The following is a 24,835-nucleotide window of genomic DNA, read 5'->3' on the forward strand; positions in this document are numbered from 1 at the left end:
AGCTATAACAGCAACTATGAGGAGGATGAAAGATGAAAATCGTTATCGCTTCTGATTCTTACAAAGGAACCCTTACCTCGCGACAGGTGGGGGAGGCTGCCAAAGAGGGGCTCGGACGCGTGCTGGATGCAGAAATTGTTGTGTGCCCCATGGCCGACGGAGGAGAAGGGACGATGCGTGCGTTAGTGGATGCTTCTGGAGGAAAAGTGGTCACCGCCAACGTGTCCGATCCTTTCGGAAACTCCGTGGAAGCTCCCTATGGCATTTCCGGAGATGGCAGCACGGCAGTGATCGAGATGGCGGCGGCTTCCGGTATTCAGCACACGACTGCCGAGACGAGGGACCCGACGATCACTTCCACTTTCGGTACAGGGCAGTTGATCAGTCACGCTCTCCGGCAGGGCGTACGATCTTTTATTATCGGACTCGGCGGAAGTGCGACGAATGATGCGGGTGCAGGGATGCTTCAGGCACTGGGCGTTTCCTTCACAGATGAAAACGGGGAGGAATTGGCGCCGGGCGGAGCTTCTCTCTCCCACCTGGCACATATAGATACGAGCGGGATGGACCCGAGAATCAAACAGTCCCACTTCCGTATCGCCTGTGATGTCGATAACCCTTTAATCGGGGACGATGGTGCCTCAGCCATATACGGTCCGCAAAAAGGAGCGTCCCGGGAAGACATTGTGCTGCTCGACCGTGCCCTTGCGAATTTTGCAACTGTCGCCGGGGGGCAGGTGGAGCGGGACATCGTTCACACCCCAGGCGCCGGTGCAGCTGGGGGGATGGGGGCTGCCTTTCTTGGATATTTCCCCTGTTCACTTGAAAAAGGGGCCGCGATTGTGGCAGACGTGACCCAGTTGAAAAAGCATATGGAGGACGCTGATATTGTCATCACGGGAGAAGGCGGTATCAATCATCAGACGGTATTTGGAAAAACACCCGTGTACGTAGCGAAAGTAGCGAAGGAAAATACTCCTCCATTACCTGTAATCGCCTTATGCGGCAGTGTCGAAGAAGGGTACGAAACAGTGTTTGATGCAGGAATCGACGCCGTGTTCAGCACAGTTGCCGGACCCGCCGAGCTGGAAGAGTTGAAGAGGGTCTCTTTTCAGAACGTGGCGCAAACCGCAGAAAATGTGGCCAGACTGATGGGACTGTACCGATAGTATTATAATCAGAATGCTATAAAAGGGGAGAGAAAAATTAACTCCCCTCTTAAAATTAGAGAAATTAGGTTTATGATTTTCTGCTCTCGACCTGTTTGTACTGTTGTGCGCTTATTTTTGAACACTTGTGGAACCTTGTAGTATGTCGCGTAATGAGAATATTTCAAGTGGAAAATACTACCTTAGTTTGCCGCTTGAAATAATTTCCGAATGTGATAAGGTGCATGCATCGATGAAACCTAACTAGTACGATGCCTCTAGATGCTATTGTCAGCCGGGAGATTCAACAGTTTGCCGGTTATTTTACTTTCAGGAAGGGTGATTCAGCATGAAAAAAGTATTATTTGCTTTTGTAGTCTTACTTACTTTATGTATCGTAAGTGCATGTTCAGAATCTGAAAGCTCTACTAAAAAAAATGAAATTAGTAAAAATGGTGAATTCTCAATTGAAAATATTTCTGCAAGTTCTCTTTCTTCAGGGGAAAAATATTTTTTTGTGATACCAATAAAATGGTCTGGAAATAAAACAGCAAAAATAGCTTCTGTAGAAATGATTAACCGTGAAGAATCTGTCCATTCTGACGATGGGATTAATTATAATTTTTATGGGGGAAAAGCGGATAAGAAAACAGGAGTATACGAAAGAGATGATATAGGGGAAAAAGAAGAAATAGAAGGTTTTGAGATTGATGATAAAGCCTCCCTAATTTTAGAAACTTCTTTAAAAAACCATGTTGAAACGAATAAGAATAGAAAAATTCAAATTACTTATGACGTAAATGGACAAGAAAGAGACCAGATTATTTCATCATCTACCTTTGAAAATTTAAGCACGGAAAAATAATAAGCGTGATAACCTGACGTACAATAACAGAGCTAAGCATATAAAAAAGTAATTTAAGATAGAAATTGAAATGAAAGCATTTAGATCTATATTTCGTAAGACTTTTAGCCTTTATATTAATTTTTAAGTGTAGCAATTAAAAAAGTAAGCGTTAACAAATTATTGCTTACCTTATAAAAACTTTGGGGAATTTCACCTAATTTAACGATTATCATGGTAAAGTTTAAGGAAAGAAGGCATTGGTCAGTAGACCTTATTGCTCCTCAGAACGTACAGATTATAAATCTGATCAGTACAGATGAGCGCCCTGGAAAAACTCTGCAAAGGTTAGCGCCAGTCCGTGGAAAATGAATCTAAAAACGGGGGGATTACAATGGCACGAAATAAAACAAAAAAACCTGTCTACAAACGATTCTGGTTCTGGACAATTTTGATTTTAGCCATGTTAGTCATAGGGAACTTTGGGGACAAAGGGAGCACCGAACAGACGGAAAGCACCTCAAACAGCGAACAGGCGGCCAGTGAAGAAAGTGAAAGTAAAGAAGAAGTGGAAGCCAGTACGAAAGAGAAGGGTGAAAAGGAAAGTACTGAAAAGGGAAGCGAGAAAGCCTCAAAGGAAAAGAAAGAAGAAAATAATACAATAACCACTTCTCAGAAAAATGCGGTGCAGGAGGCCGAGGATTACTTAGAGTTTTCTGCCTTTTCCAGAGAAGGTCTCCTTAACCAACTGTCTTCTGAAGCAGGAAGCGGCTATCCACTGGAAGATGCTGAATATGCGGTGGATCAGTTAAACGTGGATTGGAACGAGCAGGCGGTGAAAAGCGCGGAAAATTATATGGAGGTCAGCGCCTTTTCTGAACAGGAGTTGAAACAGCAGCTCACTTCGGATGCCGGCGAAGGTTTTACCGAGGAGCAGGCGCAATATGCCATCGATCAGATCGATTTCAGTAAAGAGGAGACAGTCAGCGAAGAATCCTCTGAAGAGTCTTCCGCAGATAGTAGTGAATCGGAAAGTGATATGACTACTTCCCAAAAGAACGCCCTTCAGGAAGCGGAGAGTTATTTGGAATACACAGCTTTTTCCAAACTGGGCCTTATCGATCAGCTGTCCTCCGACTATGGTAGTGGCTATCCCCGGGAAGACGCTGAGTTTGCAGTGAATCAATTGGATGTAAACTGGAACGAGCAGGCAGTGAAAAGTGCAGAGAGTTATTTAGAGTACAGCTCATTTTCAGAAAGCGGGCTGAAACAACAGCTCACTTCGGACGCCGGGGAAAAATTCACGGAAAAACAGGCCCAATATGCGGTCGAACAGATGAATTTCGGAGGAAACGAAAGTTCTTCGGATGAGTCCTCTGATGAGGACGGAAGTTCGGATGGTTCTATGACGAAATCTAAGCAGAATGCAGTGGCACAAGCAGAGAGCTATCTGGAATTCAGTGCTTTTTCCAAAAAAGGTCTGGTCCAACAGTTATCTTCGGATGCGGGAAGCGGGTATCCGCGGGAAGACGCTGAGTTCGCGGTGAATCAATTGGATGTAAACTGGAACGAGCAGGCGGTGAAAAGTGCGGAAAGCTATCTGGATACGATGTCCTTCTCGAGAGATGGTCTGATCCAACAGCTATCGTCGGATGCAGGAAGCGGATTTACCAGAGAACAAGCGGAATACGCAGCCGATCAGGTGGGGCTGTAGCTGCGGAGATAGGTGGAGAATTGAAACAGGAGAATATGAATAAAAAATGCTTTCCATTGTTGATATGGAAAGCATTTTTAAGGTTGAGATTAATGGTCGTGATCTTCCATTCCTTCGGCTCTCGTCTTGTGTACGGTTCCGTGGTCGTGTTCCGGAGGCGCATAAATAGAGTAGATTTTGAGCGGCTTGTCGCCTTTGTTCGTTATGTTGTGCCATTTTCCTGCCGGAACGAGTACTACATCATCGTCGCCTACTTTCTTTTCGAAATCCAGGTTGTTCTCACTGTCTCCCATCTGTGCAAGACCTTCTCCTTCTTCCACCCGGAGAAACTGGTCCAGTTCGTGATGGACTTCAAGACCGATATCTTCTCCCACATCGATACTCATCAAAGTGACCTGAAGATTCTTTCCAGTCCATAAAGCTGTACGATAGTTCGTGTTCTCTCTAGTGGCTTCTTCAATGTTCGTTACAAATGGGGCCGAACCGTAATCTTTCAATTCCATCGTCTATCCCTCCTGAAGTAGTAATATGATCTTCTTACTCTGTACCTGTTTCTGTCTGAAATTAAACGTTGTACGCCGGACTTAACAAGCTTTGCATTTATTACCAAAAAAACAGAGTTCCAAGGGGTGTCCCTGGAAACTCTGTTATAAAACCGTGCTGAAACTTATGCTTTTACGAGAGCTTCTTTGCCGTAGTAAGAAGCTTTGAATAGTTCTTTCATCTGTTCGAAAGATGTTTCGCGCGGGTTGGTGCCTGTGCATGGATCTTCGAGAGCGTTCTCGGCCATCGTGTCCAGATGCTTGTTGAAGTCTTCTTCGGGTACACCGAAGTCCTGGAGAGTCGTTGCAAGACCGAGGTCTTTGTTGAGCTGATAGATGTATTCTACAAGAGAATCGGTCAGTTCAGCATCACTGTTCCCTTTCAGGTTAAGACGGCGGGCAACTTCGGCGAAACGATCTTCCACTACTTCACGGTTGAACTGGATGACGTAAGGAAGATAGATCGCGTTAGCATAGCCGTGCGGAATGCCGAATGTCGGACCACTTTTGTGGGCCAGGCTGTGCACGTTACCGAGTACGGCGTTCGCAAAAGCCATTCCTGCCATCGCCTGAATGGTGTGCATCTGTTTTGCAGCTTCCTGATCCCCTTTGTAGGAAGCGAGCAGGTTATCTTTAATCACTTCAGCTCCCCCGAGGGAAAGGATATCTGTATACAGCGTGCGTGGTTTCGCTACGTACGCTTCAATCGTATGGGTGAAGGCGTCCATGCCTGTATAAGCAGCGATATGCTTAGGAAGTTCCTCAACCATGACAGGGTCGATGATAGCGACATCCGGTGTCAGTTCAAAGTCTGCCAGCGGATATTTCACGTTCGTCGTTTCATCGGCGACGACGGACAGGTTGGATACTTCGGAACCACTTCCGCTTGTCGTCGGAATGCCGGCGAATTTCGCTTTCTGGCGAAGACGCGGCAGTTCGAACGGTTTTACAGCATCTTCAAAAGAGAGATCCGGATATTCGTGGAAAAGCCAGATCGCTTTGGCGGAGTCCATCGCAGATCCGCCGCCGATACCGATAATCCAGTCCGGCTGGAACTGATCAAAGTCTTTTGCACCTTTTTTCACCGCTTCGAATGTCGGTTCTGTATCGTAGCCTTCAAATACTTCTGTTTCTATATTCGCAGCTGCCAGGTGTTCCTGGATCTTCGTAAGGTTTCCGTTTTGTTTTACGGAACCGCCGCCGATGACCAGTGCGGCTTTCTTCCCTTCAAAGGATTCCAGTACTTCCAGTGCGTTCTCTTCAAAATAAATATCGCGCGGAATCGTAAAACGACTCATAAATAATAGCCTCCTTCAGTTGGCTTCGTTGATTAGTCTCTTCCTGATGACAGTTGCCGTATTAATGAAACGGCAACGCTTGAGCAGTGTTCCCTCTCTGAACTTCATTAAACAAAAAAAATCTATTTATGGTGATTTAAGGGAACGATTACTGTCGCTTGGGGAGTGTTCCCCCGTGTTCCCTGCATTAAACACAAATATTATAAAAGGTGTACCGGGATTTTAGACGAATAATGTATGTAGAAGATATATTGAAATTACGCAAAAGCAGAAGGAGCGGAGACCGGAGATGAATAAAAATGAATCGGACCGTCGTCTGGAGGAGCGTCTGGATAAGCTGGAAAGAGAAATGGAAGAAATAAAATCTATGCTTAAAGACAGAGAACCGGAAGAGAAAAAGGGGATAAAACAACCGTTTTTTTCTCAACCGGAAAAGCATGATTCCTACTTGTCCGAAGAAACGGAAAAAGGTTTGGGGGAAACGAAGCCTGCAAAGAGAGACTGGGAAGCATGGATCGGGCAGGTGTGGCTGCCACGTGTGTTCATCGTTGTCCTGCTGATCGGTGTGGTATGGGCCTTCCAGTCTGCCGTCGAGAACAACTGGATTACGGAACCGGCCCGGGTACTCATCGGCTTTGTATCTTCCGTAGTACTCGCCATTACCGGGGTGTACCAGACGAAGAAAGACCGGAGAGGACTCGGGGTAAGTCTGATCGGTGGCGGAGCAGGTATATGGATATTTTCCACCTTTGCAGGTACCGTTCTGTACGGGCTGGTTCAAATGCCGATCGCTTTTGTTCTGTACATTTTCGGTATTTTTACGGGATTATACCTGTCACATATATACAAATCCCAGGCTCTCGCCGTCTTTTTGACTATAGCCGGTTTTTTCGTGCCATTTCTCGTTGGAGGAGAAGAGGGGAACTTTTTCGTATTCTTTTTTTATGAAATGCTGCTCGTTGTGACGCTCGGTTTATATGCATGGAAATGGAGGTATATGGTTCTGTTGTACGCGGGAACGCTGCTTCCTTCCGTTACGTTTTTCGTTTATGTGATAGCATCTGCGCTGGCAGATTCACAAGTGAACAGTATCGGCCCTATTGATCAGTATGAGATATTCGCCTACACCGTCGTAGCGATACACATAGGCCTTTCCGCACTCCTGTTCTATTCGGATGCTCTATCCAGGGCGAAGGGGGTGCTTCTGTCTCTTACGTTTATAGCTGCACTGATCTGGCTGTTTGTAACTCCTCTTTCTCCTGCTTCTATATATGAATACGGGTGGGTGACTCTGATTGTTTCCGTACTCGACGCTTTTCTCGTCACAGGCACTCTTCTTTACGGAGGGATTGCTTACCGGAGCCGAAACAACCGGGGTATGCTTTTTCACTTATATACACTGTTCGCAGTGGTGCTTGGTACGTTCGAGATATTCCGTATTGTCGATTACGAAGGGTACGCGATTCTATACCTTGTGGAAGCGATCGCTCTTTATCGTCTCGGCTTCGGCATCAACAGCCGGGTGCAAACCGTTCTAGCATCCATCTTCTTTATCATCGGTGCCTCCTTAACACTCAGCAATCTCGAGTATATTGAATCCGCAGTGGACGTACCGGTATTTGAGGGGATCACCGCCGCCATCGTAGCAGGGCTCGCTTATTTGCTGTTCCGTTCCTATACGGGTAATAAAGTGATGACGGGTATCGTCCGGCGTACGTGCATTTACGTATTTGCTGGAGCAGGGCTAGGTTTTGCACTTCTTACCCTGACGCAGGTGGCCTTCCAGATTGGAGAGGAGAACTTTTATGACTACCGGAACATAGCGGTATCAATAAGCTGGATCCTATTCGCAGTGGCCGCGTTGACAGCGGGAATTTTAAAAGACAAGAGACCGCTTCGTGTTTTCGCGATGATATGGATTTTCATTACGCTCGGAAAAGCCTTTCTGGTCGATATTTCCTATATCGATGCTATCGTACGCGGTCTGTTGTTTATAGGGCTTGGTGTTGTGGGAGTGCTGGTATCAAGGTTTTTCTATCGTTCGAATAAACAAAATAGCAGCAAAAAACGTTGAAATAAGTTAGACAGATGAGTTATTAGTAAATCAAGATTCTTTAAGAATATAACTGACCTTGTCGCTGTTTTTGTCAGTAAAGAGGTGGGAGTGGCTCATTTCTCCTTTATACAGTGATCGTCGTTTCAAGAATGAGTCAACCTGTCTAAATTTATTTTACTTTTATGTGTTCGCCCTTCTTTGTTAAATGTAATCAAACTCATAAAGGTGGTTTTAGGTTGAATAAAAAGTTAACTTTTTATAGTTATGGTTCTTTTATTAGTAGTCTCTTTACCATGCCCTTTTTTTATTTACTTATATACGATTTTATCCCGGTGAATTTCCGTTTAGGTATTGTAGTAGTTGGTGTCATGATTTTGGCTACGTTCGTATTAGGTATAATGGCTTGTTTTAAAGATGGAGAAAAAAATTATTTAGCGGTTATTTCATTTATTATAGGAGCAGTAAATTTATTCGTTTTTGGTACTGGGTTATTGATGTCTCAAATGGCGTCCGCTTAATTCAAAAAAAAGCCGGTGGTTTACTAAACTACACCCCGAGTAGCGGGACACTTATAACAAGTGTCCCGCTACTCGGGGATATAGTTCAAGTTGAGCTCTAGTACCTGGACTGTTCTTACATCACACTAATATCTTCCCGTCTTCCATATGAACGACCCGATCTGCGTAAGAAAGCATCTCCGTTTCGTGGGTGACGAGGAGGGTGGCCATGCCAAGCTCTTTCGTCATGTCTTCGAGGAGCTGCATCACTTCTTCCGATTTTTTTGAATCGAGACTTGCCGTCGGTTCGTCGGCGAACAGAACGGAAGGGCGGTGGATAACGGAGCGGGCGATGGCGGCACGCTGTTTTTCTCCTCCGGACAGGGAAGAAGGATAGGCCTTCCTGCGATGAGAAAGTCCTACCTTACTCAAAATAGCTGTTACTTCTTCTTCCTCTTTCTTTTTCCCGGCCACCTCAAGCATCATGAAGAGTTGTTCCTCCACAGTAAGGAAAGGGACTAAATGGGACGACTGGAAAATGAATCCGAATTCCTCTGCCCGCACTTTACGTAACTTTTCCTCTTTCACATCAGCCAGGTTTTTTCCTTTAAAACTGATTTCACCTTCGGAAGTTTCCTGCAGACCTGCGGCTATGGTGAGCAGCGTGCTTTTTCCTGAACCGGAAGCCCCGGTCAAAGCAGTGATTTCTCCCGGGCGCAGGGAGAGGTTCACGCCTTTCAGTACTTCCTCTTCGACTTCTCCGTTTTTGAATGTTTTTCTGATATTCTTTAAATGAAATGTTTCCATAGTTACCCCTCTCCCTGCTGGATCGCTTCCAGCGGTTTAATTTGACGAATGCGCAATCCGGAAAATGTGGAACCGATAAAACCGACGACGAGAAATACGACTGCAAGAGCCAGGGTCGTCGAAATCGGGAGATCATAAGGCATCGCTTCCGGCAGGAGGACTCCTGCGGTCTGACCTGCGAGGCCGGAGAGCAGTACAGCCAGGCTTGTAATCGTCAGCATCTGGACCCACATCATATAAAACAGGCGTCTCGTACGAACACCGATCGCTTTTAGAATACCGAACATCCCCGTTTTCTGTACGTTCATCATGTAGAAAAAGATCGCAAACAGCATGCCGCTGATCAGGACGAGGAACCAGAGAATCATCGACAGAGTCATCTGTTCCGCCTGATAGCTCGGGATAGAGGACAGGAATTCGCTCTTCGAAAACGTCTCCAGTCCGCTTATATCTTTTGCATTCTCTGTATAAAGAACCTGGAAATCTTCGATGCGGAACATGGAAGAAAACTCTTCCTGATTTACGAAAGCGGCCGGGGAGTGGCTGAATCGTTCATTATCCGCGAACCCGGTCACTTCCAGTTCTTCACCCGTCTGCGGGTGTGTAAGCGTATCACCGACAGAGACTCCTTTTTCTTTAACAGACGAATCGAGTACAACCTCTCCTTTATCCGGCTGCGGGAACGGGGAGGCTGAGGTGGAAGTGAAGAAAGCGAGCGAATACTTGCGTTCCGATTTCTCAAGGCCTCCCATCTGCACGGAAAAAGCGTAATTGTTCTGACCGGTGGCACTTTTTACAGTGGCTTCATCCAGATTGGAACGGGTGTAGGAACCTTCTGCATCCTCCGTCAAATGAAAATTCCCCTCGGGCAGATTACGGATGGACGCCATATTGTCCTCCGAAAGACCGTTCGCGAGTCCGGATAATAGAAAAGTCAGCAGGCTGATCAGAAAAACGACCGCGCCTATGATCAGGAACCTCGTTTTATTTTTTTTCATTTCTTTTAATGCCATATTCATCTGTTCTTCAACCCTTTCTGTATAATAAAAACCTTTCGTTCCTTCTACTGACTATGGTAAATCAGCAAGGTGAACGAAAGGTTAACGGGGTGTTACAGATGGGGTAGGGTGATCGTGAAGACTGTGCCTTCTCCAGGAATGCTCGAGACGCTCGCCGTTCCTCCGTGAATGTCGGTGACTTCTTTGACTATGGAAAGACCGAGTCCGGTGCCGTCTGTCGTGCGTGACCGTGCTTCATCCGCCCGGTAGAAGCGGTCGAACGCCCGGCTCATTTCCGCTTCACTCATCCCTATCCCTTCATCCCGGACGGAAACTGTGATTTATTTATCCATATTCTGTAAGGAAACGTGGATGGAAGAATCGGGTTTTGAGTATTTGATGGCGTTGGTGATGAGGTTGTCCCATACCGCCTGAAGGAGTTCCGCATTCCCGCTGTACGTCGCTTCATCGAAAGAGTACGTCAACGCCAGTCCTTCCGAGCTGATTCTCCAGTGATAGCGCCGGAGCGTCTCTTCCAGCTGACGTTTGATATCGAAACTTTGCCGTTCGATAAGATTTCCGCTGTCTTCGATGGACGAAAGAAGAAGGAGCTGCCTCGATAATGTGGACAGTCGCTCTGTTTCATCCTGAATAATCTTGATGTATTCCGTTTTCTCTTCTTCGGATAACTCGCGGCTTTCCAGCAGGTGACTGTAGCCGCGTATGTTCAGCAGGGGCGTCTGAAAATCGTGACTGACGTTTGATACGAAGTTACGACGGAGCCGATCGACTTCCCCTAGCCGGTCGATCATGGAAGAGAAGTTTCGTGCAAGCGTTCCGATTTCATCTTTCCGGTGAATGTCGGGATGCACGGTGAAGTCACCTTTTTTGATGACGTTGGTCGTCCGGGAAAGCTTGCGGATCGGGTGAACGAGAATCCCGGAAAAAAGAAGCATCGCCAGAAGACTCAAAATGATGATGACAACTGCCATCTGACCGAAGAGAATGTGAACTTCGTTAAAAAGAAGTTTGATATCCGGACGCAGGAACAGCGCATGAGGCTCACCTTCTATCGTTACAGGCACCCCGACGGAGTTCCGCAGTTCGTTCGCGAAAAATCCGGTTACGAAAATCCCTGCCGAAAAATCCCTCATGCCGTGATACGTTTCTCCGTCCATGACGCGCTGGACGTCTTCTTCCGGAAGATCTTTTCCATCAAAAGGATTTCCGAAAAAACTGGACTTCTCCGGTCCCTTCAGAAACAGCTGATAACCGGTAGCGGCCGTAGTGGACAGGTAGGCCTCCGGATTGTCGGCCGACTCGGCGTAAGAAGCTATCTGTTTTGCGATTTGCATGTTCTTTCTGTCGGTTTCAGGCTTCAGGTTGTTCTGATAGTAAGCATTCGCCAGAAGAAAACCGATGAGAAAACTGGCGCTCATAATGATTAGAGTGTACAGTAGAAATTTTGTATATAGGGATCTCACTACCCGTTCACCTCAAGCCTGTACCCGACGCCGCGTACCGTCTGTATGGTAACACTGTGGGTAAGCGGTGCGAGACGCTCTCTTAATCTTTTTATGTGGACGTTAAGCGTACGCTCATCTCCCTCGAATTCAAGACCCCACACCTGTTCAATCAGATGGTCTCTGCTGAGCACACGGTTGGGAGTGGAGGCGAGGAGAGCGAGAAGGTCGAATTCCTTCAGCGGAAGCATGAGGTGACTGGTACCGATCCGGACGTCGTAATTATTCCGGTCGATGACGAGTTCTCCCGCAGCTAACGACTGGACATTCGGCTTGTCGTATCTTCTGAGAACGGCTTCGATCCGGAATAGCAGTTCTTTCGGTTCAAACGGCTTCACGATGTAATCGTCCGTCCCGGCCCGGTATCCCTGTTCTTTGTCGTGCAATTCGCCTTTAGCCGTGAGAAGTATGACGGGAAGTCCGTAATCTTCCGTGACTATTTTCGTTAAGGCGTATCCGTCCGTTCCGGGCATCATGACATCGACGACAGCCAGATCGATACCTGACTTATCCAGCACGGATATAGCTTCGTCTGCATTGGAAGCTCTGTATGTCTCGTATCCTGATGATTCAAGTGTCCGGGAGACGAGTTTTCTGATATAGGGGTCATCATCTGTAATCAGTATGGAAGTCATGCTTTTCATCCTTTCCTGTGCATTCCTTCTTTTAGGATAACAAAAGAAGGTGAACGGAAGGTGAACAAAAGTCTTAGTACAAGGAGGACAGGCGCTGAATTTGAATAAATTCCAGGCAGATGATATATTTAAAAAGCAACTTAAATAGTAATGATTACGATTTAGGTTGCGTTGTTTACTACTATTTAATTAAATATAAAGTTATATTTACAGGGAGGTTCATATAGAATGGCTAAAAAGTCGAAGGTCGCGAAAGAAAAAAAGCGTCAGCGGATGGTCATGCAGTACGCCGACTTGCGTAAAGAACTGAAAGAAAAAGGGGATTACGAAGCACTTCGGAAGCTTCCGCGCGATTCATCTCCGACCCGTCTCACCGGCAGATGTGAAGTGACGGGACGTCCGCGCGGTTATATGAGGAAATTCAAAATGTCGAGGATCGCTTTCAGGGATTATGCGCACAAAGGACAGATTCCGGGTGTAAGCAAAGCCAGCTGGTAAAACTTTGTGATATTTCTTTAAAATAAAAGCCGCAACAACCAACCGGATTCGGCGTTGTTGCGGCTTTTTAGTTTTGTGTCTTTATAAGTGATGACGGTTTACCTCAGCTTGGTGGAACCTCCGTCGAGCATGAGCGTCTGTCCCGTCATGTAGTTGGAGTCATCCGATGCGAGGAAGACGGCCGCTTTTCCGATATCTTCTTCCGGATCACCGAAGCGCTGCATCGGAATGTTTCCGAGCACTTTTTTATAGTATTCAGGATTGTTTGCTGCCCACTCCTGGACACCTTCGGAATTGGCTATAGGGGAGATGAGGTTGACATTTATTCCGAATTGCCCGAGCTCATTCGCAGCTACGCGCGTCATGCCGCGGATCGCTTCTTTTGCAGCGGCGTAAGATAATTGATTGGCGTCTCCATTGATTCCTGCGCCCGAGGCGAAGTTGATGATCGACCCTTCCGTTTTCTTCAAATGAGGGGAGGCTGCCTGCATAAGATAGAAGGTAGGGTAGAATCCTGTATTGAAAGACAGATCCATATCTTCTTTCGTCGTTTCAAGGAAAGAAGCCATTTTTGATGCGTGCGCATTGTTCACAAGGACATCCAGACCTCCGAATGTTTCCACCGTTTTATCGACGATGGAAGACAGGGCGGCATGGTCGGTCAGATCTGCGTGGATGAACAGACTGTCCGCACCACTGTTCTTCAGATGTTCTGCGGCTTTCTGGCCGGTTTCTTCATTAACGTCAACGAGTACGACGTTCGCTTTCTCTTTGGCGAATGCTTTGGCGATACCGAAGCCGATACCTCCGGCTCCGCCTGTGATGATAGCTGTTTTTCCGTTAAGTTTACTCATGTGAAATTCCTCCTTTTACAGTTATATTTTATCACTGGAGACAGCCTTGGGAAGCGAAAGCACTTTTATGGAAAAGGCCCACTACATAAAAAAGCCTGCTCATTGAGTTCAATGAACAGGCTGGGGCGGACTCAGCCGAACATACTTGTGGAATGTTTCGGCTGCACCCGGGCGCTCGGGTCGATGAAATTCTTGGCGTTGTTGACGGCTGTCGGCCCTTCGCCGAAGCCTGAAGCGATCAGTTTCACTTTGCCGGGATACGTACAAATATCTCCGGCGGCGTAAATACCTTCAATGTTTGTTTCCATCTTCTGATTGACGACGATACTGTTCTTGTCGATATCCAGTTCCCACTCCTTGATAGGACCGAGAGAGCTGATGAATCCGTAGTTGACGATAAGATCGTCGATGTTAATGGATTCTTCCTTCTCGCCCTTCACTTCTTTCAATACGACCTGATCGATCGTTTCGTCCCCGACAAGTTTTTCGGGAGTGAAGGGGGTGAGCGTGCGGACGCTTGAATTCTCCAGCTGTTCTACGCTGTGCTCGTGAGCCCGGAAGTTGGCTCTGCGGTGTACGAGTGTCACTTCATTGGCAATCGGCTCCAGCATGAGAGACCAGTCTACAGCTGAATCGCCACCGCCGCAGATCATGACGTTGTGATCGCGGAAACGTTCCATATTATTGACGTGGTAGTGAAGGTTCGTTTCCTCGAAGCGCTCCGTATCCTTGATTTTCAGTTTGCGGGGTTCAAAAGCTCCGTTCCCTGCCGTGATGATAATCGTCTTCGTGTAATGGACATCTTTGTTCGTTGTAAGTTTGAAAGATCCGTCTTCCCGACGCTCGACCGTCTGCACCGCTTCTTCCAGTGTAACGTCAGGATCGAACGCCATCGCCTGTTCGGTGAGGCTGTCCACGAGTTCCTGTGCTCTTACTTTCGGGAATCCGGCGACATCGTAGATGAATTTCTCCGGATAAAGGGCGGTAAGCTGACCGCCGAGATGGGGCAGGCTTTCGATTATGTTGACGGATGCCTGGCGCATACCTCCGTAAAAAGCAGTAAACAGGCCGACAGGTCCACCACCGATGATTGTAATATCATGAACTTTTTCACTCATATAGGGAACCTCCTGTATATACAAAAAATCTCTTGTTTATAGTTTAGCACAATTATTACAATAGATAATTATAGAAAGATTCGCAAGCAAAAGGTTGAAAAACAAAACAAAAAAAGCTAAGATGATAGCTGAGACATTTATGAAAGCGTTACTTTCGCAGTAATCTTTCGACTTTTTCGCCTAACTGTGTGAAATGTGTCACAAATATATAAAATGGATGTGATTGGAATGAACAGACCAAATATTGTTATTTTGGGCGCTGGTTACGGTGGCATGATGACTGCCTCCAAGCTTCAGAAGAAAGTCAGTGCCGACAGTGCAAACATGACCCTCGTCAATATGCACAGCTACCATTATCAATCTACGTGGCTGCATGAAAACGCAGCCGGGACGCTGCATCATGATCGTACGAGAATGGAAGTGGACAATGTTATCGACACGAACAAGATCAACTTCGTGCAGGATACTGTAACAGGTATCGATCCCGATAACAAAAAGGTGAGCCTTCTGAACGGGGAAATCTCCTATGATTATCTCGTAATCGGTCTCGGATTTGAGGCTGCGACGTTCGGAATCAAGGGACTTCTTGAAAACGCCTTTACCATCTCAAGTATCAATAAAGCCCGTCTGATTCGTCAACATATCGAATATAACTTTGCGAAATACAATAATGAAAAAGATAAGAAACAGGAACGTTTGAACCTCGTTGTAGGCGGGGCAGGGTTTACGGGCATCGAGTTCGTAGGTGAACTTGCCAACCGTGTTCCGGAACTGTGTAAAGAGTATGACGTACCGCGTGAAAACGTACGTATCATCAACGTCGAAGCTGCTCCGACAGCACTTCCCGGTTTCGATCCGGAGCTCGTAGAGTACGCAATGAATTCCCTTGAAGCTCGTGGCGTAGAGTTCAAGCTCGGCGCGATGATCAAAGAAGTTACAGCGGACAAGCTTGTTTACGAACAGGGTGATGAAATCGAAGAGATCCCTACCAACACAGTCGTATGGGCGGCCGGTGTTCGCGGAAACAGCCTTGTGGAAGAAGCCGGATTCGAATCGAACCGCGGCCGTACGCCGGTACGTGAAGACCTTCGTCCGAACGGTTACGATGATGTGTTCATCGTCGGGGACTGTGCTCTCATCATGAACGAAGAGACAGAACGCCCGTATCCACCGACAGCACAGATCGCTATTCAGGAAGCGGAACATACAGCCGGGAACCTGAAACGTATCGTGGAAGGTAACCACAACCTGGAACCGTTCGAGCCGAACATTCAGGGTACGGTAGCTTCCCTCGGTAATAAAGACGCAATCGGTGTCATTTTCGATGATAAGAAGATTTTTGGGTGGACAGCCACTGCCATGAAGAAAATCATCGATAACCGCTACTTGTGGAAAGTCGGCGGAGCCGCACTCGTTCTTAAAAAAGGGAAACTCAACTTCTTTAAATAAAAAAGAGGAACAAAGGTCCGGGAACGGGCCTTTGTTTTTTTAAGTGACGGACCGGGCGCTTGCGCTTTTCTGACAGGAATACTACAATATAGCTTGTATCGGAGTGAGAGTAGGGGGAAGAGTATTGGATATTGTACAATTTGCGGTTTCCATATTATTGTTTTTTGTGTTGTTTTTCGGTATATCATTTTTATTGAACATGGTATTGCGGATGTCATGGTTCATGCTTTTCGTTTTTCCGCTGATCGTACTTCTGATCGTGGATGATTTTCCTTTGAATCGTTATTTCCGGGAGCCTGTAGGCGCCCTCAGTGATGTGTGGTCTTCGATTCTCTCTTTAAGCGTGTTTGATATCATTATCTTACTGAGCGGGTTCCTCGGCACACTTGCAGCTGGAATCGTCATCCGTCTGTTACGTAAAAACGGTTATCAAATGTTTTAAGCATCTGAATGCTATTCGGATGCTTATTTTAATGAAAAATTATAAAAAAAGGAAGGCCCGGCGCCTTCCTCCTTAAAATATAAGATAATGGACAAAAAACGTGAGGAAAACTCCGAACACTCCCCCTACGAACACTTCCACAGGCTGATGCCCGAGCATTTCCTTGATTTCTTCGCGTTTTTCGAATCCTTCCTTCGTTCCCCAGCCTCTCGCCTGTTCGACGAACCGCTGGAAATCGTTCAGAAGAATGTTGAGCATAATCGCCTGCTCTCCGGACTGCCTGCGAACACCGGTGGAGTCGAACATTACGATGATAGCGAAGACAGTGGCTACGGAGAAGATGGCAGAGTCGAAACCCTGGTCGATTCCGACACCGGTCGCAAGTGCGGTGACGGCAGCGGAGTGACTGGACGGCATACCGCCCGTGGAGAAGGCGAGTTTGCCGTCGATTTTTCGTGAAGCTATAAATGAAATTGGGATTTTGATACCCTGAGCGAGAAAAATAGCAAGAATTGCCGCCCAGAGAGGGAAGTTCTGGAGGATCTCCATAGCGATCTTCAGCCTTTCTGCATGAAACCTTTATTATGTATTGCATATTATACGTTAAAGTAAAAGCCTCCCGCAATGTGGAGGCTTGTTTGATTAATCCTGGATTACAGCGTCGAGTGCGATTTCCATCATGTCGGTGAAAGTGGTCTGACGTTCTTCGGACGTCGTCTCTTCTCCGGTAAGGATGTGGTCACTTACGGTTAGGACGGTGAGCGCCTGACGATTGTACTTCGCTGCCAGCGTATAAAGGGCGCTCGTTTCCATTTCGATGGCCAGCACGTTATAGTCAGCAAGTTTCTGGTTAAACTCTTTTGCGTTGTCGCGGTAGAACTGATCACTCGTAAACACGTTCCCGACGTGAAGATTGAGATTCTTTTTCACTCCGGCATCGTAGGCGTTTCTGAGAAGGGTGAAGTCGGCGCTCGGGGCGAAATCGACTTCTCCGAAAGTGGCACGGTTCATGCTTGAATCGGTAGAGGACGTATTCGCAAGGATGACATCGCGGACATTCACATCTTCCTGGATAGCTCCGCAGGAACCGACTCTTACAAGTTTCTGCACATCATATGCATCCATAAGTTCGTTTACGTAGATAGAAATGGACGGAACTCCCATCCCTGTTCCCTGGACGGAAACCCTTTCTCCTTTATACGTACCGGTATAACCGTACATACCGCGTACTTCATTATAACATACCGCATCTTCAAGAAAATTCTCCGCAATAAACTTGGCGCGTAGCGGGTCTCCCGGAAGAAGTACTTTATCGGCGATATCACCTTTATTAGCTCCAATATGTGTTGTCATTATAGCTCCTCCTTTGACCGTCTTTCTTATCTAAATTATCATAACGGTTTCATTAAGACAAATGCCCGGTTTGACAGGGGTGGACTTCTTCCCGTTTCTAAAGTGCTTTTACTTGAAGTACTGCTTTTCTAGATCCTGAAGACGGGTCAGCGCTTTCTGATTGAACTCTGTATCCCGTCGCTCCAGTTTCTCTTTGTATTTCTGTACGGAATCTTCCAGGGATTTCATGTAATCAGGGATTTCATCGTCGTAAGGATGAACTGCCTGTTTGTCGACGTTAGCTTTTTCATGGTGGGCCAGGGCTTTTCGCTGATGGAAAAACACATCTTCGGTCTGGCCCGGATTGTGCAGGTCGCCCTGGGCCGGGTGTGTGTGTACGGCAAGGACCTCGACAAGAAATTTGGAACCGCGATCTTCTTTGACTTTTCCTATGTACGTCCCTGTTTTATAAAACGCTTTTACCGTATCATCGATTTTCACTTCATCCATAATTTGGACACCTCCTATGACATTTCTATGAGAATAATAACATATTTACTGCTGAACCCGACCGTTCTTTGTTACAATGAACGCAGGGAGCGTGGTACGACACTATGGATTTTCTATATTTTCCACAGGATAAAACAGAATACATTCCGTCAATGATTATGCTGGTATTGTTCATGGTGGCTGCAATTGTAACTGTCTATATTTTCGTGAAAGCTTCGAAACGGGAAGAAGACCACGTGCCGGAGCATCTGAAGGACGATCCTCATTATTATGAGCGGGAAGAAAATAAATAGAAAAAGCGCGTGACCCCTTGAGGTTCAACCACCCCGGGGTTCACGCGTTTTTTTACGCTTTCGAGTTTACGGCTTTAATGATTCTGTCTACGCCTTCTTCTACGGTCTGACGCGGAGCAGCGATATTCATGCGCATGAATCCTTCACCTTCTTTGCCGAAAGAAGCTCCATCGTTGAGACCGACTTTCGCCTCTTCATTCATGAATTTTTTCAGTTCGTCGGGATCGAGACCGAGCTTCCGGCAGTCGAGCCACAGCAGATATGTGCCTTCCGGCTCGATCACTGTAATGGTATCCGTCTCTGTATGGAAGCGGTCGCGTGCGTATTCTGAGTTTTCAGTAAGGGTTTTCTGAAGATTTTCAAGCCATTCCTCTCCATGTTGGTAGGCAGCTTCAAGAGCGGTGAGACCGAGAGTATTCAACATGTTGACTCCCTGACTCTGGAACTGGCGATTCAGTCTTTCGCGTTTCTTCTCATCCTTCGTCACGACATAAGATGCCTGCAGACCGGCCAGGTTGAAAGTTTTGGTCGGGGAGTAGCAGGTGACGGTGACATCATCGATTTCATCGCTTAGTGAGGCGATAGACGTATGGGTGTTGTCGCCAAGCAGCAGGTCGGAGTGGATCTCATCCGATAGAATGGTAACGTTATGTTTCACACATATGTCGGCCATCTGTTTCAATTCTGATTCCGTCCATACGCGTCCCACCGGGTTATGAGGGCTGCATAGAATGAACAGCGGAACATTGTTGTCTTTGATTTTCTGTTCGAAATCCTCAAAATCGATGGTGTAACGGCTCCCGTCGAAGTTCAGCTCATTTTCGACGATGTGCCGTCCATGTGTTTTTACAACGTTGTAAAACGGAGGGTACACAGGAGTCTGGATCAGTATATCGTCGCCGACTTCGGACAGTGCCTGCACGAGCATATGTAGGCTAGGAACTACGCCGGGGCTGTAAGTGATCCAGTCTTTATCGATGTCGTATTTGTAATGGTTTTTCACCCAGTTCTGGATTGTCTGTTTTACTTCTTCATCCGGGAGAGTGTAGCCGAAAATTCCGTGGGCTACTCTGTCTTGCAACGCAGTCGTTACCGCATCCGGGACCTGGAAGTCCATATCTGCGACCCACATTGGGAGAATCTCTTTATTCTCGAACAGACTCTCAGCAAAGTCCCACTTCACGGAACGCGTACCCTTTCTATCAATCACTTCATCAAAATTGGCCATATTCCTCACCTCATTCATTAATGTATACATACATCTTAACGGAAAACGCAAGGGTTTGTTAACTAAAGGGGAACGTTTATGGAGAAAAATAAGGAAAGCACGCTCGTCAGAAATAAAAAAAGCAAAGCGATAAGTAATCGCTTTGCTTACACAGGGGGAATACGAGAAAGTCTTACATTATATAATATAGCCGGGAGACACGGAGATTAAACATATTTTCGGTAAAAATTTCAGGAAAGTTATTTTTGAATAATAACAACTCTTGTGCTATAATAACTAATTGTGTAAAGAAACGAATAAATAAATCAGGAGTTGTATAGTATGGCAGAGAATTTTCAAGAAGGTCAAGTCGTAGAAGGTAAAGTAACCGGAATCCAACCGTATGGTGCGTTCGTTGCACTTGATGATAAGGTTCAGGGTCTCGTGCACATTTCGGAAGTGACACACGGTTTCGTTAAAGATGTTAACGAACACCTTTCAGAAGGAGACGAAGTACAGGTTAAGATTTTGAATATTGATGAAGCGAAGAACAAATATTCACTTTCTATCCGTGCTACTCAGGAAGCTCCAAAGCGTGCTCCTAAACAGAACAATCGTCAACAGGCGTCTTCCGCTCCAAAAGAAGACCAGTCCGGTTTCAACACTTTGAAAGACAAGCTTGAAGACTGGATCAAACAATCCGACGATCGCGAAAAATATCGTAACTAAGTCCGGGGACCTCCCGGACTTTTTTATTTAGTCAAACATATCTTTTGAGATGTGGGCGAAATTTCTTCATACTTAACGGGAACGAAAAAGGAGGAATTTTCAGTATGAAATCATTTGTTTTTTACAATCCGACCAAACTGATCTTCGGTAAAGATCAGGTAAAAACACTCCCGGACCATTTGCCTGCAGGTACGAAAAACGTACTTCTCGTCTACGGTGGAGGCAGTATAAAGAAGAACGGTGTATATGATGACGTAATGGAGCAGCTGAATAATGAGGGGGCTGCCGTTACGGAGCTGTCCGGTGTGGAACCGAACCCGAAACTGACAACGGTGCGTGAAGGCGTCGAGTTGTGCCGTGAACATGATATAGATTTTATTCTCGCTGTTGGCGGAGGCAGTGTCATTGACGCTGTGAAGACGATTGCCGCAGCTGCGAAATACGAAGGGGATGCCTGGGACCTCGTTACGAGAAAAGCGGCTCCAGTAGACGCTCTCCCGTTCGGCACCGTACTTACAATGGCGGCGACGGCCAGTGAAATGAATGCCGGATCGGTCATCACGAACTGGGAGACAAATGAAAAATACGGGTGGGGACATCCGCCTTATACGAATCCGAAATTTTCTATTCTCGATCCCCAAAACACCGTGACGGTTCCGAAAGATCAGACCGTCTACGGCATCGTTGATATGATGACTCACTTGATGGAACAGTATTTCCACGAGGAAACGCAGTCTCCTGTCCAGGATGAGATGATCGAAGGGGTCATGCGTGCTGTGAAGGATACCGCTCCGAAACTACTCGAAGACCTCTCGAGCTATGAGCACCGCGAGACGATTATGTATGCCGGAACACTTGCCCTTAACGGAATGATGCAGATGGGTTACAAAGGAGACTGGGCGTCCCACAACATTGAGCATGCCGTTTCGGCCGTTTATGATATTCCGCATGCCGGTGGTCTCGCTATCCTGTTCCCGAACTGGATGGAATACAATATCGACGTTCAGACGAAGCGTTTCGCCCGTCTTGGTGAAAAAGTGTTTGGTATCGAAACGGAAGGCAAAACGGACAAAGAAGTCGGCCTTGAGGGCATCAAAGCCCTTAGAAAATTCTGGAGTTCTCTCGGCGCACCGGAAACGCTTGCCGATTACGACATTTCTGACGAGAAATTCGATACAATCGTGGACCGTGCCATGAAACGCGGACCATTCGGTAACTTCTCCGAACTTCAGGAAAACGACGTCTACCGCGTTCTCGAGCTTTCCAAATAAGAAAAGATCACGGAGTTTCGGTTATAGGAGAAACACGAGCATTAGGATTGAAACAGAATAATTACACAAGAACCGGACCCATGGGGTTCGGTTTTTTGTTTTTGTACCACTCGAATTCCGGTATCCTTCCTTTCAAAAGAAATGAAAGAGGCTGAAGGGAAGGATTAGATGCTTTTCCTGCCGTTGGGGAGAGAAAAATAGTAGTGAAGGTCACGATTATGGAAGAAACGTTACCTTCAGTCCCATTGTCAAAGCGCGAAGGGAAGGAAAAATCGGAATTACCACACGACGATCGAATCCTGCTGCTTTTTCTATTAAAAAAAGAGACCACACTGGCTACAGAAGAAAATTCTGGCTCGAATACACTCATTTTTGTAAAAAGTATTTGACATGAAGAGCGACAATGCTACAATAAAAATGTCAAAAAAATTTTACATTATAACGGGAGGTATTGGATGGACTGGGTCAAAATCGTATATGCGCTCGTTTTGCTTGCATGTGCTGTGTACATTTTGAGTGTAACTTTTTTCGCAAGAGGGGACGAAAGGAAGAAATTCATCAATCGTAAGGCTCAATCGTATACGTTTGGAGTGATCTTCGGAACGCTGATTCTGGACATTGGCAATGTGATTTTTCAGACAGTCCGTGGGAACCCCGCCAGTTACGGGGAAGGAATCTCACCGCTCATGTTCCTCACTATAATTATAGTCATTTATATGGGAACGCTGCTATTTTACAGAAATAAGTATGGAGATTAACTATGGAAAATCAGATCAAAGAACTAAGAAAAACGGCGAAACTGTCGCAGGAGGAACTGGCCAGGGCATGTAAAGTTTCCAGACAGACGATAAATGCAATCGAGAACAATAAATATGATCCCACCCTGCAGCTGGCATTCGATATTGCCTCCGTACTGGACTCTAATGTGGATGACCTGTTCGTCCCGAGAAGGTAGGCGGTCTTCCCCCGTGTTTACTTGATTTACATTTGGTGATTCTGTAAAGTTAATGAATGAAAATACAACAAGGATCGGGAGGAGTTTGGATGACGCACGTACGTTTCGATTATGATAAAGCACTGAAATTTATGAATGAACATGAGGTCGGCTATATGCAGGATGCCGTCTCTCTCGCCCACCGCGCCCTGCACGAAGGAACCGGGGCCGGGAGTGATTTTCTCGGGTGGCTGGACCTGCCTGAAAACTACGACCAGGAAGAATTCGGACGTATCGAGAAATCGGCGGAGAAGATTAAAGCTGATTCGGACGTATTGCTCGTTATCGGTATCGGAGGATCGTATCTCGGAGCGCGGGCGGCGATTGAAATGCTTCAGCACAGTTTTTTCAATGAACTCGGAGACCGCAGCGCGCCTCAGGTATTTTTTGTAGGTAACAATATAAGTTCTTCCTATATCAACGACCTGCTTGAATTGATCAGGGATAAAGACGTATCCATCAACGTTATTTCGAAAAGTGGTACGACGACGGAACCGGCGATCGCTTTCCGTATTTTCCGTAAGTTCCTTGAAGAGAAATACGGCAAAGAAGAAGCGACGAAACGGATTTATGCCACCACTGATAAGAAAAAAGGTGCGCTCAAAACACTGGCGGATGAACAGGGATATGAAAGTTTCGTCGTTCCGGATGATGTCGGAGGACGGTACTCCGTTCTGACAGCAGTAGGCCTGCTGCCGATTGCCGCTTCCGGTATTCCGATACAGGAAATAATGAAAGGCGCCCGCAAAGCTCAGCACGAACTTTCCGGTTCTTCGCTTGAGGATAACCCGGCGTATCAGTATGCGGCGGTGCGCAACATTTTTTATAATAAAGGGAAATCGATTGAAATGCTCGTGAACTATGAACCGGGACTGCAGTACTTCTCCGAATGGTGGAAGCAGTTGTTCGGAGAAAGTGAAGGGAAAGACCAGAAAGGTATTTTCCCTGCATCGGCAAATTTCTCGACAGATCTGCACTCTCTCGGTCAGTTCATACAGGACGGCCGCAAAGATCTGTTCGAAACGGTTCTTCATGTGGAAAAACCGAAGTCCGATTATACGCTCGAAGCGGAAGAGAATGATCTGGACGGGCTGAATTACCTCGCCGGTAAAACGATTTCCGAAGTGAACGAGAAAGCGTACCAGGGAACGATGCTTGCGCATACGGACGGAGATGTTCCGAACCTGATCGTCCATGTGCCTGAGATGGATGCCTACACATTCGGTTATCTCGTATATTTCTTTGAGAAAGCCTGTGCCATCAGCGGCTATATCCTCGGAGTGAATCCGTTCGATCAGCCGGGAGTGGAAGCGTATAAGAAGAATATGTTTGCCCTCCTCGGTAAACCCGGCTTCGAAAAAGAGAAAGAAGAACTGGAGAAACGGCTGTAAAAATAGCATGGCACTTATGAAACCGGACCCCAGGGGCCCGGTTTTTGTGTTTGCTTATTGTTTTCGTGCCCTTCAGAAGGCAAGGGGGGGACTGAAGGTAAGGCAAAACCACTTTTCCTGCCGTTGGGGAGAAAAAAACGGCGCCGACGGTCACGATTACGGGATAATCGTTACCTTCAGGCCGATTGTCAACTTATGAAGGGAAGGGAAACCGACGTCCTTATGGAAAAGAGGACATTTTACTAAAAAAACTCCCCGCTTCTTCCTGCGGGGAGTCTTCACATTCGTCTATTACACGTGTTTTTGTGCTGTAGCCATGATTTCTTCTTTCGGCTGGAAACCGACGGCCTGGTCTACAACTTCCCCGTCTTTAAGGAAAAGAAGGGTAGGAATGCTCATCACGCTGTGTTTCTGAGCAGTTTCCGGATTTTCATCAACGTTCAATTGTACGACGCTGATCTGATTATCCTCTTCATCGATCTCCTCAAGTACAGGAGCAATCATTTTGCAGGGACCGCACCACGGAGCTCCGAATTCAGCTACGACGAGACCTTCTTTTGTCTCCTCGGTGAATGTGGAATCTGTAACATCTTTAACAGCCATGATATCTCTCCTTCGTGCCATTATTTCTAACCGTTAAAATTAAACTAAGTGGTTAGAAGTACACTTTAAAATATGATAGAAT

Annotated in this window: 29 protein-coding genes; 15 read left to right on the forward strand and 14 right to left on the reverse strand. The window is 46.5% G+C overall.

Annotation, left to right across the window (positions count from 1 at the left end; genetic code table 11):
- Positions 1-32 precede the first annotated feature (32 nt).
- The 3 genes from AAV35_RS03930 to AAV35_RS03940 all read left to right on the forward strand — a co-directional run bounded on the left by AAV35_RS03930 (position 33) and on the right by AAV35_RS03940 (position 3,706).
- Positions 33-1,169, forward strand: coding sequence for a glycerate kinase (locus AAV35_RS03930; protein WP_008587302.1), 1,137 nt, complete (start codon positions 33-35; stop codon positions 1,167-1,169).
- A gap of 328 nt (positions 1,170-1,497) precedes the next feature.
- The gene (locus tag AAV35_RS03935; protein WP_008587305.1) at positions 1,498-2,013 is read left to right on the forward strand and encodes a hypothetical protein; all 516 of its coding nucleotides are present in this window, start codon (positions 1,498-1,500) and stop codon (positions 2,011-2,013) included.
- Positions 2,014-2,386: 373 nt separating this feature from the next.
- Positions 2,387-3,706: an Ltp family lipoprotein gene (locus AAV35_RS03940; protein WP_008587307.1), complete on the forward strand. Its 1,320-nt coding sequence runs from the start codon at positions 2,387-2,389 to the stop codon at positions 3,704-3,706.
- Between the two features lie 89 nt (positions 3,707-3,795).
- Here the strand turns inward: AAV35_RS03940 and AAV35_RS03945 are convergent, their stop codons facing one another.
- Complete coding sequence (locus AAV35_RS03945) at positions 3,796-4,209, reverse strand: cupin domain-containing protein (protein ID WP_008587309.1); 414 nt, start codon at positions 4,207-4,209, stop codon at positions 3,796-3,798.
- Positions 4,210-4,373: 164 nt separating this feature from the next.
- Complete coding sequence (locus tag AAV35_RS03950) at positions 4,374-5,546, reverse strand: iron-containing alcohol dehydrogenase (RefSeq protein WP_008587311.1); 1,173 nt, start codon at positions 5,544-5,546, stop codon at positions 4,374-4,376.
- A gap of 289 nt (positions 5,547-5,835) precedes the next feature.
- Between AAV35_RS03950 and AAV35_RS03955 the strand changes: the two genes are divergently transcribed.
- Together AAV35_RS03955 and AAV35_RS03960 are read left to right on the forward strand one after the other, a co-directional pair.
- Positions 5,836-7,620 (forward strand): DUF2339 domain-containing protein, encoded by a 1,785-nt coding sequence (locus AAV35_RS03955; RefSeq protein WP_008587313.1) that lies wholly within the window; start codon positions 5,836-5,838, stop codon positions 7,618-7,620.
- Positions 7,621-7,838: 218 nt separating this feature from the next.
- Positions 7,839-8,120: a hypothetical protein gene (locus AAV35_RS03960; protein WP_008587316.1), complete on the forward strand. Its 282-nt coding sequence runs from the start codon at positions 7,839-7,841 to the stop codon at positions 8,118-8,120.
- A gap of 120 nt (positions 8,121-8,240) precedes the next feature.
- On the opposite strand, the gene AAV35_RS03965 is transcribed toward AAV35_RS03960, so the two are convergent.
- From AAV35_RS03965 to AAV35_RS03980, 5 genes are all read right to left on the reverse strand, one after another.
- Entirely contained in the window at positions 8,241-8,906 is a 666-nt protein-coding gene (locus tag AAV35_RS03965) for an ABC transporter ATP-binding protein (RefSeq protein WP_008587319.1), read from the reverse strand.
- Between the two features lie 2 nt (positions 8,907-8,908).
- Positions 8,909-9,925, reverse strand: coding sequence for an ABC transporter permease (locus tag AAV35_RS03970; RefSeq protein ID WP_008587321.1), 1,017 nt, complete (start codon positions 9,923-9,925; stop codon positions 8,909-8,911).
- Positions 9,926-10,017: 92 nt separating this feature from the next.
- Positions 10,018-10,245, reverse strand: coding sequence for a sensor histidine kinase (locus AAV35_RS14205; RefSeq protein ID WP_082409492.1), 228 nt, complete (start codon positions 10,243-10,245; stop codon positions 10,018-10,020).
- The gene (locus tag AAV35_RS03975; protein ID WP_008587326.1) at positions 10,246-11,388 is read right to left on the reverse strand and encodes a histidine kinase dimerization/phospho-acceptor domain-containing protein; all 1,143 of its coding nucleotides are present in this window, start codon (positions 11,386-11,388) and stop codon (positions 10,246-10,248) included.
- Complete coding sequence (locus AAV35_RS03980; protein ID WP_008587327.1) at positions 11,388-12,062, reverse strand: response regulator transcription factor; 675 nt, start codon at positions 12,060-12,062, stop codon at positions 11,388-11,390. Before AAV35_RS03980 ends, AAV35_RS03975 begins: the two co-directional genes overlap by 1 nt.
- A gap of 228 nt (positions 12,063-12,290) precedes the next feature.
- Here AAV35_RS03980 and rpsN point away from each other — a divergent pair, with 228 nt between their 5' ends.
- Positions 12,291-12,560: a 30S ribosomal protein S14 gene (rpsN, locus tag AAV35_RS03985; protein ID WP_008587328.1), complete on the forward strand. Its 270-nt coding sequence runs from the start codon at positions 12,291-12,293 to the stop codon at positions 12,558-12,560.
- A 98-nt stretch (positions 12,561-12,658) separates the two neighbouring features.
- Here rpsN and AAV35_RS03990 read toward each other — a convergent pair whose 3' ends face one another.
- Positions 12,659-13,414, reverse strand: a complete 756-nt coding sequence (locus AAV35_RS03990; RefSeq protein WP_008587329.1) for an SDR family NAD(P)-dependent oxidoreductase — start codon at positions 13,412-13,414, stop codon at positions 12,659-12,661.
- Between the two features lie 131 nt (positions 13,415-13,545).
- Entirely contained in the window at positions 13,546-14,532 is a 987-nt protein-coding gene (locus tag AAV35_RS03995; RefSeq protein ID WP_008587330.1) for an NAD(P)/FAD-dependent oxidoreductase, read from the reverse strand.
- A 228-nt stretch (positions 14,533-14,760) separates the two neighbouring features.
- On the opposite strand from AAV35_RS03995, the gene AAV35_RS04000 reads away from it, so the two are divergent.
- The gene (locus AAV35_RS04000) at positions 14,761-15,981 is read left to right on the forward strand and encodes an NAD(P)/FAD-dependent oxidoreductase (RefSeq protein WP_008587331.1); all 1,221 of its coding nucleotides are present in this window, start codon (positions 14,761-14,763) and stop codon (positions 15,979-15,981) included.
- 124 nt (positions 15,982-16,105) lie between these two features.
- Complete coding sequence (locus tag AAV35_RS04005; RefSeq protein ID WP_008587332.1) at positions 16,106-16,423, forward strand: YuiB family protein; 318 nt, start codon at positions 16,106-16,108, stop codon at positions 16,421-16,423.
- Between the two features lie 72 nt (positions 16,424-16,495).
- Here the strand turns inward: AAV35_RS04005 and AAV35_RS04010 are convergent, their stop codons facing one another.
- From AAV35_RS04010 to kapB, 3 genes are all read right to left on the reverse strand, one after another.
- The gene (locus AAV35_RS04010; protein ID WP_008587334.1) at positions 16,496-16,972 is read right to left on the reverse strand and encodes a divergent PAP2 family protein; all 477 of its coding nucleotides are present in this window, start codon (positions 16,970-16,972) and stop codon (positions 16,496-16,498) included.
- A 93-nt stretch (positions 16,973-17,065) separates the two neighbouring features.
- Entirely contained in the window at positions 17,066-17,776 is a 711-nt protein-coding gene (gene deoD / locus AAV35_RS04015; protein WP_008587336.1) for a purine-nucleoside phosphorylase, read from the reverse strand.
- A gap of 108 nt (positions 17,777-17,884) precedes the next feature.
- A complete protein-coding gene (gene kapB, locus AAV35_RS04020) occupies positions 17,885-18,265 on the reverse strand; it encodes a kinase-associated lipoprotein KapB (protein ID WP_008587338.1) in 381 nt (126 codons plus the stop codon).
- 104 nt (positions 18,266-18,369) lie between these two features.
- Here kapB and AAV35_RS04025 point away from each other — a divergent pair, with 104 nt between their 5' ends.
- Positions 18,370-18,558 carry a hypothetical protein gene (locus AAV35_RS04025; protein ID WP_008587340.1) on the forward strand — a complete coding sequence of 63 codons (189 nt, stop codon included), beginning with the start codon at positions 18,370-18,372 and terminating at the stop codon, positions 18,556-18,558.
- 52 nt (positions 18,559-18,610) lie between these two features.
- On the opposite strand, the gene AAV35_RS04030 is transcribed toward AAV35_RS04025, so the two are convergent.
- On the reverse strand, positions 18,611-19,786 hold the full coding sequence (locus AAV35_RS04030) for a MalY/PatB family protein (RefSeq protein ID WP_008587342.1): 1,176 nt from the start codon (positions 19,784-19,786) through the stop codon (positions 18,611-18,613).
- Between the two features lie 321 nt (positions 19,787-20,107).
- Between AAV35_RS04030 and yugI the strand changes: the two genes are divergently transcribed.
- The 6 genes from yugI to AAV35_RS04060 all read left to right on the forward strand — a co-directional run bounded on the left by yugI (position 20,108) and on the right by AAV35_RS04060 (position 24,150).
- Entirely contained in the window at positions 20,108-20,494 is a 387-nt protein-coding gene (gene yugI / locus AAV35_RS04035; protein WP_008587344.1) for a S1 domain-containing post-transcriptional regulator GSP13, read from the forward strand.
- Positions 20,495-20,598: 104 nt separating this feature from the next.
- A complete protein-coding gene (locus tag AAV35_RS04040; RefSeq protein ID WP_008587346.1) occupies positions 20,599-21,765 on the forward strand; it encodes an iron-containing alcohol dehydrogenase in 1,167 nt (388 codons plus the stop codon).
- A 218-nt stretch (positions 21,766-21,983) separates the two neighbouring features.
- Positions 21,984-22,154, forward strand: a complete 171-nt coding sequence (locus AAV35_RS04045) for a hypothetical protein (protein WP_156330838.1) — start codon at positions 21,984-21,986, stop codon at positions 22,152-22,154.
- Between the two features lie 66 nt (positions 22,155-22,220).
- Positions 22,221-22,523, forward strand: a complete 303-nt coding sequence (locus AAV35_RS04050) for a hypothetical protein (protein ID WP_008587351.1) — start codon at positions 22,221-22,223, stop codon at positions 22,521-22,523.
- Positions 22,524-22,525: 2 nt separating this feature from the next.
- Positions 22,526-22,720, forward strand: a complete 195-nt coding sequence (locus tag AAV35_RS04055; protein ID WP_008587353.1) for a helix-turn-helix transcriptional regulator — start codon at positions 22,526-22,528, stop codon at positions 22,718-22,720.
- Positions 22,721-22,809: 89 nt separating this feature from the next.
- Complete coding sequence (locus AAV35_RS04060; protein WP_008587355.1) at positions 22,810-24,150, forward strand: glucose-6-phosphate isomerase; 1,341 nt, start codon at positions 22,810-22,812, stop codon at positions 24,148-24,150.
- Positions 24,151-24,441: 291 nt separating this feature from the next.
- On the opposite strand, the gene trxA is transcribed toward AAV35_RS04060, so the two are convergent.
- Complete coding sequence (trxA, locus tag AAV35_RS04065; protein ID WP_008587357.1) at positions 24,442-24,753, reverse strand: thioredoxin; 312 nt, start codon at positions 24,751-24,753, stop codon at positions 24,442-24,444.
- Positions 24,754-24,835 lie beyond the last annotated feature (82 nt).

Source organism: Salimicrobium jeotgali (assembly GCF_001685435.2).
Classification (GTDB): Bacteria; Bacillota; Bacilli; order Bacillales; family Halobacillaceae; genus Salimicrobium; species Salimicrobium album.